This is a genomic window from Kribbella sp. NPDC049174 (assembly GCF_043197365.1).
Classification (GTDB): Bacteria; Actinomycetota; Actinomycetes; order Propionibacteriales; family Kribbellaceae; genus Kribbella.
Genome location: NZ_JBICSZ010000002.1, coordinates 192767 through 206659, shown reverse-complemented (window position 1 = coordinate 206659; position 13893 = coordinate 192767). Strand labels below are relative to the sequence as shown.

Genomic DNA, 13893 nt, shown 5'->3' with positions numbered 1-13893 from the left:
CCCCGGACCCACAGTGGGTCCGGGGCGTCGCTCGCTGTCTTCAGCTCGCCCGGCGCCGCGAGATCTCGTACAGGGCGACACCGGTCGCGATCCCCGCGTTGAGGGACTCGGTGGCACTCGTCATCGGGATCGAGACGATGATGTCGCAGTTCTCCCGGACCAGACGGGCCAGGCCCTTGCCTTCCGAGCCGACCACGAGCACCAGCGGCTCGGTCGCGGCGTCCAGCTCGGGCAGCTCGACCTCGCCGCCCATGTCCAGGCCGACGACCATCAGGCCGGCGTCCTTGTAGGACTTGAGCGCGCGGTTCAGGTTGGTCGCCCGGGCCACCGGGATCCGGGCCGCCGCACCGGCCGACGTCTTCCACGCCGACGCCGACATGGACGCCGTACGACGCTCCGGCACCAGTACGCCGTGCGCGCCGAAGGCCGCCGCGGACCGGGTGATCGCACCCAGGTTGCGCGGGTCGGTCACCCCGTCGAGCGCGACCACGAGCGGCACCTCGCCGGCGTCGTACGCGCGGGTGAGCAGGTCGTCCGGATGCGCGTACTCGTACGGCGGGATCTGCACCGCGACACCCTGGTGGGCGCCGTTGCTGGTCACCCGGTCGAGCTCGGTCCGCGGCACCTCGAGCACCGAGATGCCATGCTCGACCGCGATCAGCAGCGCCTCCCGCAGCCGGGCGTCCCGTTCGGTGCCTTCGGCAACATGAAGCGCGGCGACCGGCACCCCAGCGCGCAGCGCCTCCACCACCGGGTTGCGGCCGTACACCCACTCGACGGACGAGTCGGTGTCCTTCCGGGCCGGGCGACGGCTCCGCTCGCGCTCCTTGGCGCGCTCCTGCGCCTTGGCCCGCTTGTGCGCAGGGTGCTTGACCCGGTCCACCGCCTTCGGCGTCGGGCCCTTGCCCTCCAGCCCACGGCGGACCCGGCCACCGGATCCGGCGGTCGGGTTCCCACGAGGCTTCTTCCGGATGGCACCCTTGCGCTGGCTGTTGCCTGGCACGTCAGCTTCCTTCGGTAGTCGTCGGCGCGGCGGCGATCGACCAGCGAGGCCCCTGTGGGGTGTCCTCGACGACGACGCCGAGCGCCTTCAGCCGGTCGCGAATCTCGTCCGACGCGGCATAGTCCTTGCGCTCCCGGGCGGCCTGCCGCTGCTCCAACAGCGCCTTGACCAACCCGTCCACCACCTCGTTGAGCTCTTCGGTGGCACCGGTCCTGGACACCCACGGCTCGGCCAGCGGATCCAGCCCGAGCACGCCGAGCATCCCGCGGACCGAGGCCAGATTCTCCCGCAGCGCAGGCGAATCCCCGTCAGCGACCAGTTTGTTGCCGTCCCGCACGGTGTTGTGCAGTACGGCGATCGCACCCGGCGTCCCCAGGTCGTCGTCCATCGCGGCGACGAAGTCGGCCGGCAACCCGGCGGCCGGCTCGACCCCACCGGTCACCTCGGTGGCCCGGGTGATGAACCCCTCGACCCGCTGGAAGCTCGTCGCCGCCTCCTCCAGCGCACCGAACGAGAACTCCACCACGGACCGGTAGTGCGACTGCACCAGGTAGTACCGCAGCTCGATCGGCCGGACCCGCTCGACCACGTTGCGCACGACCGCGCTGTTGCCCATCGACTTCGACATCTTCTCGCCGGCTGTGGTGACGAGCGCGTTGTGCATCCAGAACCGGGCGAACCGCTGCCCGATCGCGGTCGACTGGGCCAGCTCGTTCTCGTGGTGCGGGAAGCGCAGGTCGAGCCCGCCGCCGTGGATGTCGAACTCCTCGCCGAGGTACTTGCCCGCCATCGCCGAGCACTCCAGGTGCCAGCCCGGGCGGCCGCGGCCCCACGGCGTCGGCCAGGACGCCGTCCGCGGTGTGCCCTCGGTGTGGCCCTTCCACAGCGCGAAGTCCCGCGGGTCGCGCTTGCCGCGCGGGTCCGCGTCCTCGGCCGCTTCCATGTCCTCGATCTTCTGGTTCGACAGCTCGCCGTACTTCGGCCAGGACTTCACGTCGAAGTAGACGTCGCCGGACCCGTCCGGGGCGATGTAGGCGTGCCCACGCTCGATCAGCTGGTCGATGATCTCGAGCATCTCGGGGATGTGACCGGTGGCCCGCGGCTCGTACGTCGGCGGGCGGCAGCCGAGCACGTCGTACGCCCAGTGCAGCTCACGCTCGAACTCGTAGGCGTGCGCCCACCACGGGACGCCGCGCTCGGCCGACTTGGCCAGGATCTTGTCCTCGATGTCGGTCACGTTCGCGATCACGGTGACCTCGTACCCGGAGCGCTCGAGCCAGCGCCGCAGGACGTCGAACACGACCTCCTTGTAGATGTGCCCGACATGCGGGGCACCCTGCACCGTCAGCCCACAGTGGTAGATCCCGACCTTGCCCGGATGGACCGGTTCGAAATCCCTCACTGCTGCTGTCGCGGTGTCGTACAAGCGAAGTGTCACCGATCAAGGGTAACGGGAGTTGACACCTGCTCTTGACAATATTGTCCGGACCAGCCTCAGGAGGACCCCCTTGTCGAACCAGCCCCCGTACGGCGGACCGCCGCCCCAGGGCCCACCGCTGTACCAGGGACCGCCACCGCAGGGACCGCAGTACCAAGGACCACCGCCGCAGTACGGGCCTCCACCGCAGTACCAGGCGCCGCCGCCGCAGTACGGTCCGCCCGGTCCGCAGCAGTGGGGGCCGCCGCCGCAGGGGCCTGGTTTCGGGTGGGGCTCGAACGGGTTCCCGCCGCCGCCCAAGAAGAAGAGCAATGCACCCTTCGTCGTACTGCCGATCGTGGTCGTGGTGGCCGGGGCCGTTGCGCTGTGGATGTGGACCCAGGTGTCGAACGGCCCAGGCGACGACTACACGTCCCCACAGCCCACCTACTCATCGACGTACGAGCCGACTGAGGAACCGACGAACACCGCCCAGCCCACGGTGCCGACCACCCGGCCGACGCAGCCGCAGCCGACCAGGACGACGCCGACGACTCCTCCGCCGTCGGACTCCGACGTCGTCACCAAGAACCGGATCTACAAGACCGGCGTGCAGCGTTCGGTGAACTGCCGGGAGTCGGGCGCCCGCGCCAACAGCGCGGCGAACGCACGGAAGTACTACACCGCAGTCCTCAACTGTCTGAACCGCGCTTGGCCGCGGCAGGTCGCGCTGTCCGGCAAGACCTTCGCCGCACCACGGCTGATCGCATTCACCGGGCCTGTCAGTACGCCGTGCAGCGGCAACGCACCGAGTTCTTTCTACTGCTCGGCGAACCGGACCATCTACATGGACGCGGCGACCGATCTGAAGCGATACCGGCAGTTCCTGAGCTACCCCAACCGGACCACGGCGATGGCCTTCCTGCGTGCGGACATGTCGGACACGGTCGCGCACGAGTACGGGCACCATCTCCAGCATCTGACCGGGATCCTGCGGGCGTCGTCGAACATCCAGTACGACCGGTCCGGTGACGCGGCGCTGCAGATGAGCCGCCGGCTGGAGCTCCAGGCGAGTTGCCTGGGCAACGTCTTCCTCGGCGCGAACAAGAGCAGCTACGGACTCAACGGCGGGCTGTTCAAGTCGCAGCTCGACTGGCTGCACGCGCACCAGGGCGACGAGTACGGGACCCGCCGGGACCACGGCAGCCGGGAGGTCCTGCCGCGCTGGGCGAACGCCGGGTTCAAGACCCGCAGTCCGGTGTCCTGCAACACGTACGTCGCCGCGGCGACCAACGTTCGGTAAATACTCACATTCAGCTATAGATCGACGGTTGATTCTTACGAAACGCGGGTAAAACCTCCGCCGAGCGCTCTGTTCCGCCCCTCATCGCTCTGTGGAGGTTCACCGTGAAGTCCGCCCTTTTCACGGGTGCCGCCGTGACTCTTGGCCTGTTCCTGGCCTCGATCGGCCCCGCCCAAGCACGTCCCACCGATCCCCAGTCCACCGCAGCTCAGCAGCCGACCGCACAGGCACGCCAGCACGGCATCGCCAAGGACGGCGACGCCTACATGGGCTGGCTGCAGAACACGACGACCAGTGCCGCACCGGCCGTGGTGGCACCCGCCGCGACCGTCGAAGGTATCGACGTCTCCAGCCACCAGGGCAACGTCAACTGGGCAGCGCAGTGGACCGCCGGCAAGCGGTTCGCCTACGTGAAGGCGACCGAAGGCACGTCGTACAAGAACCCGTACTTCGCCCAGCAGTACAACGGTTCCTACAACGTCGGCATGATCCGCGGCGCCTACCACTTCGCCACCCCGAACACGTCCAGCGGCGCCACCCAGGCCAACTACTTCGCCGGCAACGGCGGTGGCTGGTCCCGGGACGGCAAGACCCTGCCGGGTGCCCTCGACATCGAGTACAACCCGTACGGCGCCACCTGCTACGGACTGAGCCAGGCCGCGATGGTCAGCTGGATCCGGGACTTCCTCAACACCTACAAGGCCCGCACCACCCGTGACGCGGTCATCTACACCAACCTCGACTGGTGGACGCGCTGCACCGGTAACAGCACCGCCTTCAACGCGACCAACCCGCTCTGGGTCGCCCGCTACGCCTCGGCGCCGGGCACCCTGCCGGGCGGCTGGCCGTTCCACACCATCTGGCAGTACAGCTCGACCCCGATCGACCAGAACCGCTTCAACGGCGACCAGACCCGTCTGGTAGCCCTCGCGAACGGCTGAGCCGGGGGAAGGAGACAGGCCCTCCCACTGTTGCGCGTGGGAGGGCCTGGCCTGCCTTGTTTTATTGACTTGCGGGCATCTCATAGGCTCGAAGGGTGACCCCTTCGCTGCCGATCGAGACCGACCGTCTGACCCTCCGCCGCTACCTCGAGACCGACTACGACGACCTGCTGAAACTGCAGTCCAACGACGACGTGACGCGCTTCCTGCTGTACGACTCGAAGACACCGGAGCAGGTCCGCGAATCGCTGGCCGGCCGGCTGGCCGACGTACCGATGGACACGGACGGGCAGGCGTTGACGCTGGCCGTCATTCTGCGGGAGACCGGGCAGCACGTCGGTGAGGTGACGCTGTTCGTGCAGAGCGCGGAGCATCGGTGTGGCGAGATCGGGTTCGTGTTCCACCCGGACTTCCACGGGCGTGGGTACGCCGGGGAAGCCTCGGTGGAGCTGCTGCGGCTCGGGTTCGAGGAGCTCGGGATGCACCGGATCATCGGCCGGCTGGACGCGCGCAACACCGGGTCGGCGAACCTGCTGAAGCGGCTCGGGATGCGCCAGGAGGCGCACTTCGTCCGGAACGAGTTCCTGAAGGGCGAATGGACCGACGAAGCGGTCTTCGCCATGCTCGCGGACGAGTGGAATAAACGCTCGTAACTATTTGACCGGCCTAAGCCACAACCGCGGCACGCGTTCACCGCGACAGCGCGCAGGGCCGGGTCTACGGTCAAAACATGACCACCGCCCACAGTCTCACCGCGCTGCTCGCCGGTGTGGTCGTGCTGACGTCCGGCACCTTGCCCAGCGAGGCCGTCAAGGTGCCGCAACTGCGCGACATCGCGTACACCACGTGGACGTCGACCGACGACTTCCTCGCCGGTGCCCACTCCGGCACCACCGTCGCCGACGGCGCCCTCACCTTCGGTACGTCGACCGGCACCACGTCGTACGTCGATCCGTTCGGTGACGGCACCGCCAAGAGCTACGACCGGACCAGCTGGACGTCGCCGGTCGTCACCCCCGGCTTCGGCCTGACCGAGCTGATCGCGTCCTGGAACGCGACCACGCCGCCCGGGACCTGGGTCGAAGTGGCGATGTCCGGCCGCACCGATCTCGGCACCTCGACCAAGTGGTACGTGCTCGGCCGCTGGTCGAGCGGCGACGACACCGCGGCCGGCGACATCCACCGCACCTCGGTCCCGGCCCAGGGCGACACGAACGGATCGGTTGCCGTCGACACCTTCGTCGCGGCCAAGGACCGCTCGCTCGACCGGTGGCAGCTGAAGGTGACCCTCTACCGGCTCAGCGGTACGTCGCAGACCCCGATCGTCCGGTCCGTCGGTGCGGCGGCGTCCTGGCTGCCGGATGCGAAGAAGGTTGCCGTCAGCCCCCTTGGCGGCGCTGAGGGCATCGTCCTCGACGTACCGACGTACTCGCAGGAGACCCATATCGGGCACTACCCGCAGTGGGACAACGGCGGCGAGGCCTGGTGCTCGGCGACGTCGACCGCGATGGTGCTCGACTACTACGGCGCCGGGCCGACCGCCGCGGAGACCGCCTGGGTCGATCCGTCCGACGCCGATCCCCAGGTGGACCACGCGGCCCGCTCGGTCTTCGACTACGCGTACGACGGCGCCGGGAACTGGCCGTTCAACACGGCGTACGCCGGAACCCGCGGGATCGACGGGTTCGTCACCCGGCTGCGGTCGCTGACCGAGGCCGAGCAGTTCATCAAGGCGGGGATCCCGTTGATCGCGTCGCTGTCGTTCAAGAAGGGCGATCTGCCCGGAGCCGGATACGGGACGAACGGGCACCTGATGGTGATCGTCGGGTTCGACCCGGACGGCAACGTGGTGGTGAACGACCCGGCGTCGCACCTGATCGCGAGCAACGACGAGGTGCGGACGACGTACGACCGGGCCGCCTTCGAGAACGCGTGGGTGCCGCACTCCGGCGGCTTGGTCTACGTCATCCACCCGGCGGGGATGCCGCTGCCACCGGTGGGGGCGCAGGCCAACTGGTGAGACGACAAGCGCCCGCACACCGAGGCGGTGCGCGGGCGCTTGTTCTGTCCTTGCTCAGCGGGCGAAGAGCGCACCGGTGAGGTTGGTGGTGAGGTTGCGGAGCGAGTCCGGCAGGTACTGAAGGTGCCAGCCGCGCGGGCCGCGGTACCACGGGAAGCCCTCGTCCTCGTCGACGTCGTCGTCGGTCGCGACCAGCGCGTCGATCCAGCGCTCCGAGCCGCCGAGGACGACGGCGTACGGGAGGGCGCGCGAGCACAGCTCCGCGTGCTGGTCCGACGGCAGTTCGCTGACGTCCATCTCGAGCAGCTCGCCCCGGATCGCGGCGACCTGGCCGAGCACCCGGCCTGCCGCCGGAGCCTTGGCCGGCATGTAGCGGCCGACCACGATCAGGCCGACCCCGACCGCGGTGATCGCTAGCCCGAGCAGGCCCCAGGTCGACAGCAGTGCGAGGACGACGGTCAGCACGACACCCAGCACGGTGACGGCGATGCCGATCGTGGCCCACAGCGACCTCGTCCGGTCGGGGCGCTCGGTGAACCAGCCGCGCTTGACCACACCGTCGTACAAGGCGTCCTGGACCTGACCGAGGTTCGCCCGGACCTGGCGGCCGAGCTCGGAGACCAGCACCGAGTCGGAGTCGCCGAAGATCGCCCGGATCAGCACGTTCTCGTACCGCTGCAGCTCCTCCGACGGCGCGTTCGCGACCCGGCGCAGCTCCCAGTCCGGCCGGGCGTACTCGGAGTCGTGCTCCTGCTCAATGATCGTGAGGTGCCCGCGGACGGCCAGGTCGATGATGGTGGCGGTGACGTCGACCGGGTCGATCCGCTCGTCGATCAGGGTGCCGACCTCACCGGGGCGCAGGTCGGACGGCGGGGTGAAGTCGATCCGGGTGTCGGCGCCGAGGCTGAACAGGGACGCCGGTACGACGCGACGCGGGTCGACCCGGTCGCGGCCGCGGACCCGGTAGAGCAGCAGCAAGGCGATCGCGCCGAGCAGCAGGACGCCGAGCGCGGTGAGCAACTGTGCGGTGTCGGTGGAGAAGGCTCGCTTGAGCGTCTTGCGGTACTCGACGATCGAGTTCGCGGCGATCTCGCCCTCGGGGAAGCCGACCGTCATCCGGACCGTGTTCCCCGGCGGCAGGCCCTGCTGCTGGAACGTCGGCCCGGCCGTCTCACCGAGCTGCGCCAGCGTGCACGGGGTGTTGCTGTCGATCGCGCCGGCGAAGCAGGAGACGTGCGTGACCTCCGGCGTACTGAAGACGATGTTCGCCTGCTGGACGGTCAGGTTGATCCCGGTCAGCGGGGCGAACCGCACCTCGGTGCCGTTCAGCGTCTTCGCGACCGCGCCCTTCACCGTGTAGGTGAAGTCCAGCTGGGTGGCGCCGCTGACGTCCGCGACCGCCACCGAGGTGACGTCACCGTTCGTGCTGATCTCGGTCTGCTTGTCCTGGCCGCCGGCCGTGACCTTCAGATCCTGGAGCTCCTGCACGTGGTCGATGTCGTCGGGCAGGTGGTAGCGGGTGACCACGAACCGGGTGAAGGTCCCGGTCACATTGCTGAGCTTCCAGGTCTCGGAAACCCTCAGCAGGCCGTCGCGTTCGACCCGGATCTGACTGTCGAAGTTGGTCACGACCGGGTCGGCCGCACCGTGGGTATCGGTCGCACCGGCCGGGACGCCGGTCAGGGCCGAGAGACCGAGGGCACACAGGGTTAGCCCGAGCAGACGTAGACGCATCGCCCAATCACACCGTAAAGAGAGGGTCAGTTGACTCGGGCACCATACCGTGACGGCTGTCTCATGCGGTCCTCAAGGCCTCTCGGGAAGTGCAACACCTTCATGGCTGCGCCGGGCAAGGTGAGCTGGGTCCGTCTGTTGAGCTGGGCAACTGTCGGTGAGCCTGGGCTCGGCTAGCGTCTGGCGGGTGTCTGGCAACCAGTGGGGCCCGCCGCCCGGGCAGCAACCACAGCCTCCCTACGGTGCGCAGTCCCCATCTTATGGTGCGCAGCAGTGGCAGCCGGGTCCGCAGTACGGCGGGATGCCGCCGGGCCAGCCGCAGTTCGGCTGGGGACCTCCGCCTGGTGGACCTCCGGGTGGGCAGCCGCCCCGGAAGAAGGGTGGCGGTGGCAAGGCGGTCCTCGTGGTGCTCGGGGTGGTCGTGCTCGGCGGGGTCGGGCTCTTCGGGGTCGCGAACGCGTTGAACGACAACGACTCGTACACCAGCCCGTCGTACTCGTCCTCCAGCTACACCCCGACGTATGGGCCGTCCGCGTCGCCGTCGGTCGCGCGGACCATTCCGACGAGTACGCCGACCAGGACCACGACCCGGCCGACGGCGACCAAACCGACCGCACCGCGGACGACGTCCACGCCGAAGCCCAAGCCCGGGCCGACCGACACCGACCTGGTGCTGCGCAACAAGCTGTACAAGGCCGGGGCGATGAAGGCGGTGAACTGCAAGGAGTCCGGGTCCCGCCCGTCGAACGTGTCGGGCGCGCGGGCCAACTACGCCAACCTGCTCAAGTGCCTGAACAAGTCCTGGCCGGCGCTGGTGGCCAAGTCCGGCGCCCGGTTCCGGCCGCCGACTGTGCAGCCGTTCAGTGGGACCGTCACCACGCCGTGCGGGACCGGCAACGACTCCGGTCCACCGTTCTACTGCGGTAGCAACGAGACCATCTACATGAACCTCACCGAGGACATCGGCAACTACAACCGCTACCCGCAGGCGTACCAGAAGGTGTGGGCGCGGATGTGGATGCTGCACCAGTTCGCCCACGAGTACGGCCACCACGTCCAGAACCTGACCGGCATCCTCGCGGCCAACCACCGGATCCGGTACCAGGCCCCGACCCAGGCGCTGGAGCTGGAGGGCAGCCGGCGACTCGAGCTGCAGGCGTCCTGCTTCGGCGACATCTTCATCGGCTCGAACAAGCGCAGCTACCCGATCACGGGTCAGTCGCTGTTCCAGTGGAAGTGGCTGATCCTGCACTGGACCGACTACAACAACGACCACGGGGACGGGGTGAACCACAGGTACTGGGCGACGCGCGGTTTCAACAGCCGCAACCCGAGCGTCTGCAACACCTTCGCCGTGTCCTCCGCCAAGGTGCAGTAGCCCCGGGTACGACGGCCGTCCACGAGCAGCTCGTCGGCGGGTCGGCGTGCCGCGGGAACGGGTGCGGTACCACACCACGTCATAGTGGTCTCGGTCACGGAGCACCGGGCTGCAGACGGAGACTGGCCGGGCTGGCTAGCCTGGTGCGTCCGGATCACGCAAAGTATGTCCGGGGGCGAGCAGTCTGTCCGGGGGGACGCACGACCCGGCGCGGCGTCGGCACCCCGAACAGCGCCGGACGCACCACGTTGACGGCTACACCCAGAAGGTCGTGAGGAGTATCGATGTCGGACAACTGGAATCCACCCCCGGGGCGCGAACCGGCTGACGGCGACCAGCCGGCCGGTCCGCCGGAGCAGCCTGCCGGGGATGGCCAGTCGCCCACGTGGTGGAGCGAGGCCAAGGACGCCAAGCGCGAGTTCCAGGACCCCACCGCGTCCCAGGACGAGCGCCCGGCGAACAACTGGTTCGGTGACGGCTGGACCAACCGCCGCCCCGAAGACCCCGACCAGGACCCAACCTGGCAGACCCGCCCCGAGCAGTCCCGCCCCACCCAGCCCGGCCCTCAATCCGGTCCCACCCAGTCCGGTCCGGGGCAAACCGGTCCGGGCCAATCCGGTCCGGCGAAGCCCACTGCCGGCCAGTCCAGCGCTGGGCAGGCCGGCAGCGCCCAGGGCAGTGCTCAGGCCGGTGGGCCGGGTGGCGCGGGGCAGTCCGGCACTGCGCCGGTGAGTTCTTGGCAGTCGGCGCCGGCGTACGGCAGCCCGCCGCAGCCCCCGCGGACCGGACCTCAGCAAGGCACCGGCCCGCAGCAGGTCGGACCGCAGCAGGGCTCCGGACCTTGGCAGAGCGCCGGACCCACCGCCGGCCCGTCGCAAGGCGGCCGCCCTCAGGCAGGCGCTCCTGACACCGCTGGACCGTCTGCCGGACCCCAGTCCGGTGCACCCCAGTCCGGCGGACCCCAGGCCGGTGGACCCCAGGCCGGTGGACCCCAGGCCGGTGGACCCCAGGCCGGCGGCACGGGTGCGCGCTCGGAGAGCTCTTATCTCTGGGGCCCCTCCTCGGAAGGTCCAGCCACACAAGGTGGCTGGCCACAGCCCGGGCCTCCCCCGCAAGCACCGTCACCGTGGAGCAACGCACTACCCCCGAACAAACAGCAAGGCGGCGCTCGCCACGCGGCCCAGCGCGGGCAGCAGGGCGGTGCCGGTGGGTTCGGTACCGGCTTCAGCGGCCACGGCTCCGGCAGCCAGCTCGGCCCGATGGGACAGCCGGTACAGCAGGCACCCACCTGGCAGTACCCGCCGATCCCGATCCCGCAGCCACCAGGCGGCGGCCGGCGACGGAAGCAGAAGACGCGGACGCGCGGTCTGCTGATCGGTCTCGTCGTATTCGCGGTACTGGTCGTCGGCTCCGGCGTCACCCTCCTCGTGCGCATGACCGGCGACGAAGCCCCGCAGACGACCAACAGCCCCTCGGTGCAGCCGTCCGAGAGCCCGTCCGAGTCGCCGTCGGAGAGCCCGTCACCGGCGTCCGAGACACCGCCCGCACCGGCCGCGCCGACCGTCGACGACATCGTCACCGCGAACAAGCTGTACACCGTCGGCCCGATCGCGGCGTCGAAGTGCGCCGAGCCGGCGTTCGCGCCGATCAACTTCACCGCCGCGCGGAACTACTACAACCGCCTGGTGCCGTGCCTCAACCGCACCTGGTTGCTGGCGACGAAGAAGGCCGGTCTGCCGTTCCGGGCGCCCAAGGTCGCCGTGTACGCCGGCAAGCTGTCGTCCCCGTGTGGCATGCAGCGCAGCGTCCGGGCGGCGTACTGCGGTGCGAACGAGACCATCTATCTCCCGTTCGCCGTGGACAACCGGTACTACAAGAACAACCCGGTGTACGCCCGCGCGATCATGCTGAACACGTTCGCGCACGAGTACGGGCACCACGTCCAGAACCTGAGCGGCATCCTGGCGGCCTCGGTCACCCGGCAGCAGAAGATGACACCGAACCAGAAGCTGCTCGAGAGCCGTCGCCGTGAGCTGCAGGCCACGTGCCTCGGTGCGGCGTACCTGGGTGCGAACGCGGCGTTCATCCCGATGCGCAACCCGCTGCTGGCCAACTGGAAGTTCCTGATCACCCACACCGGCGACGACTACGCCCGGCCGCGGGTGCACGACCACGGCAACCGGGTCAGCAACTACCAGTGGTCCCTCGCCGGGTACAACACCAAGCAGCCCAACTCCTGCAACACCTACACCGCGGACGAGGCCCGCGTGGCCTAGCGCTCCATCCCTAGCAGCACAACAGAGAAGCCCGGTTCACGCACTGGACCCGGGCTTCTGTGTGTGGCTCAGAAGAGGCGGCGAGCCGTGGTGAGCGAGCCGCCGAAGGACGTGACGAAGTTGCTGAGCGACTCACCGATGTCGGACAGGTGCCAGTTCTCCGGTCCGGAGTACCAGCCGATGCCGGCGTCCGGGTCGTCGTCGTCATCGGTCGCGGCGATCTCCAGCGCCCACTTCTCGGTCAGCCCGAGCACAGCGGCGTACGGGAGGCACCGCGAGGCGAACTCGAGCCGGTGGCTCTGCGGCAGGTCCGCCGAGGTCTCGTCGAGCAGGTACCGCTGCAGGCCGGCCACGCGTCCAAGTACGGCGGCACCACGCGCAGTGCGAGCCGGCGCGACCTGACCGACGAGTGCGAGCACCAGTCCGGCCAGCATCACCGCGAAGCCCACCAGGGCGTACTTGGTCACGATGGCAAGCACGATCGTCAGTACGACGCCGGCACCGAGCAGCACCACGCCCGCAGTGGTCCAGCGGTTCCGGACGGCGTCCGGCCGGTTGTTGAACCACCCCTGCGTCACGACGTCGGCGTACAACTGCTCGCGCACCAGGTTGAGCCGCGGCCGCAGCGATGCGCCGAGCGCCGAGACGACGACCGAGTCGCCGTCCGCGAACACTGCGTCCAGCAGAGCCTTCTCGTACGGCAGGAGCTCCGGACCGCCCTGGTTCAGCCGGTGCAGCTCCCAGTCCAGCTTGCCGAACTGGCTCTGCCGCGGCAGCTCCACGATGGTCAGGTAGTTCCGTACGGCGAGGTCCAGCAGCGTCGCCGTGATGTCGACGACGTCCGCCGTCTCGTCCACCACCGTGCCGACCTGACCCGGCCGGATGCCGTCCGGTGCAGCGAACTGCGGCCCGTCGGTGCTGTCCAGCACCGGCCGCTCCGGTGCACCGCCACCAACCTTGGCCGCGTCACGACCGCGGAAGAACCACAGCGCCACCGCACCGAGCAGTCCGATACCGAACACGAGCGCGGAGAGGCCGATCGTGCTCGAGTCGGCGGTGAATGCCCGGCCGAGGCTCCAGCGAGTCGTGAACTCCGCATTCGGCTGGACTGTCGCCTGGTCGCTCAGCCCGGTCAGGAAGGTCAGCCGACCACCTGCCGGTACGCCGTTCTGGTCGATCTGCAGCGCGGCCGACTCGGCCAACTGGGACGACGTACACGGCATGCTCGAGCCGACCCGGCCGGAGATACAGGTCACCCAGGTCGCGAAGGGCACGTCCACAGTCACCGAGGCCTTCGGGATCGCCGTACCGAAGCCTTGCACGATCGGCCAGCTCACCTCGCGGCCCTCGGTGGACTCGGCCACCACGTTGTCCACGGTGTAGCTGTAGACGATCTTCGACTGACCGGACACGTTCAGCGTGAGCAGGCGGCCGTCGTCGGTGCTCGCGTTCTCGAAGCCCTGCGCCGGCTGGCCGTTCACGGTGGCCGACACGTCGCTGACGTCGTACGTCCGGTCCCGCTCGGCGTCGGCTCGGACTCGGGTCGTCAGCGTCCGGCTGAACGTCGACCCGCCGGCCGTCAGGTCCACTGTCTCCTTGACCTGCAGCGCACCGTCCTTGGTCAGCGTCGCCTCGGCGGCGTACGCCGTGACCTGGTCGTCGGCGGCCTGGGCCGGCAACGTGCCCAGGGCAACGAACGGGACGGTCAGGGAGATCATCAGGGCAGCCGGCAGGAGGCGGCGCTTCAGTGACATGGGTCGAGAGTAGTCTCGTGCCGGTTCGTCCAGCGAACCCGAGTCAGGCCAGTCCAGCGGCAGGAGG

10 protein-coding genes are annotated in these 13893 nt (G+C 69.3%); 6 read left to right on the top strand and 4 right to left on the bottom strand.

The annotated features are described in order from the left end of the window. Positions 1-40 precede the first annotated feature (40 nt). Positions 41-1003 (bottom strand): 23S rRNA (guanosine(2251)-2'-O)-methyltransferase RlmB, encoded by a 963-nt coding sequence (gene rlmB / locus ACGFIF_RS11495; RefSeq protein WP_393154135.1) that lies wholly within the window; start codon positions 1001-1003, stop codon positions 41-43. 1 nt (position 1004) lies between these two features. Beyond that, positions 1005-2441 (bottom strand): cysteine--tRNA ligase, encoded by a 1437-nt coding sequence (cysS, locus tag ACGFIF_RS11490; RefSeq protein ID WP_393154133.1) that lies wholly within the window; start codon positions 2439-2441, stop codon positions 1005-1007. Positions 2442-2511: 70 nt separating this feature from the next. On the opposite strand from cysS, the gene ACGFIF_RS11485 reads away from it, so the two are divergent. From ACGFIF_RS11485 to ACGFIF_RS11470, 4 genes are all read left to right on the top strand, one after another. Continuing rightward, positions 2512-3723: a neutral zinc metallopeptidase gene (locus tag ACGFIF_RS11485; protein WP_393154131.1), complete on the top strand. Its 1212-nt coding sequence runs from the start codon at positions 2512-2514 to the stop codon at positions 3721-3723. 104 nt (positions 3724-3827) lie between these two features. Next, complete coding sequence (locus tag ACGFIF_RS11480) at positions 3828-4664, top strand: lysozyme (RefSeq protein WP_393154129.1); 837 nt, start codon at positions 3828-3830, stop codon at positions 4662-4664. A gap of 95 nt (positions 4665-4759) precedes the next feature. Further along, positions 4760-5317 (top strand): GNAT family N-acetyltransferase, encoded by a 558-nt coding sequence (locus ACGFIF_RS11475; RefSeq protein ID WP_393154127.1) that lies wholly within the window; start codon positions 4760-4762, stop codon positions 5315-5317. 77 nt (positions 5318-5394) lie between these two features. Then, positions 5395-6684 (top strand): peptidase C39 family protein, encoded by a 1290-nt coding sequence (locus ACGFIF_RS11470; protein WP_393154125.1) that lies wholly within the window; start codon positions 5395-5397, stop codon positions 6682-6684. 54 nt (positions 6685-6738) lie between these two features. Here the strand turns inward: ACGFIF_RS11470 and ACGFIF_RS11465 are convergent, their stop codons facing one another. Next, positions 6739-8418, bottom strand: coding sequence for a DUF2207 family protein (locus tag ACGFIF_RS11465; RefSeq protein WP_393154123.1), 1680 nt, complete (start codon positions 8416-8418; stop codon positions 6739-6741). 301 nt (positions 8419-8719) lie between these two features. Here ACGFIF_RS11465 and ACGFIF_RS11460 point away from each other — a divergent pair, with 301 nt between their 5' ends. Together ACGFIF_RS11460 and ACGFIF_RS11455 are read left to right on the top strand one after the other, a co-directional pair. Continuing rightward, on the top strand, positions 8720-9796 hold the full coding sequence (locus ACGFIF_RS11460) for a neutral zinc metallopeptidase (RefSeq protein ID WP_393154121.1): 1077 nt from the start codon (positions 8720-8722) through the stop codon (positions 9794-9796). A 284-nt stretch (positions 9797-10080) separates the two neighbouring features. Continuing rightward, a complete protein-coding gene (locus ACGFIF_RS11455) occupies positions 10081-12072 on the top strand; it encodes a neutral zinc metallopeptidase (protein ID WP_393154119.1) in 1992 nt (663 codons plus the stop codon). 68 nt (positions 12073-12140) lie between these two features. Here ACGFIF_RS11455 and ACGFIF_RS11450 read toward each other — a convergent pair whose 3' ends face one another. After that, positions 12141-13826: a DUF2207 domain-containing protein gene (locus ACGFIF_RS11450; protein ID WP_393154117.1), complete on the bottom strand. Its 1686-nt coding sequence runs from the start codon at positions 13824-13826 to the stop codon at positions 12141-12143. Positions 13827-13893 lie beyond the last annotated feature (67 nt).

What these genes read in the sequence shown, in the direction of transcription:
- ACGFIF_RS11470 (WP_393154125.1), top strand. Translation starts at nt 5,395, where the DNA reads ATGACCACCGCCCACAGTCTCACCGCGCTGCTCGCCGGTGTGGTCGTG.
- ACGFIF_RS11455 (WP_393154119.1), top strand. Translation starts at nt 10,081, where the DNA reads ATGTCGGACAACTGGAATCCACCCCCGGGGCGCGAACCGGCTGACGGC.
- ACGFIF_RS11450 (WP_393154117.1), bottom strand. Translation starts at nt 13,826, where the DNA reads ATGTCACTGAAGCGCCGCCTCCTGCCGGCTGCCCTGATGATCTCCCTG.
- ACGFIF_RS11465 (WP_393154123.1), bottom strand. Translation starts at nt 8,418, where the DNA reads ATGCGTCTACGTCTGCTCGGGCTAACCCTGTGTGCCCTCGGTCTCTCG.
- ACGFIF_RS11460 (WP_393154121.1), top strand. Translation starts at nt 8,720, where the DNA reads ATGCCGCCGGGCCAGCCGCAGTTCGGCTGGGGACCTCCGCCTGGTGGA.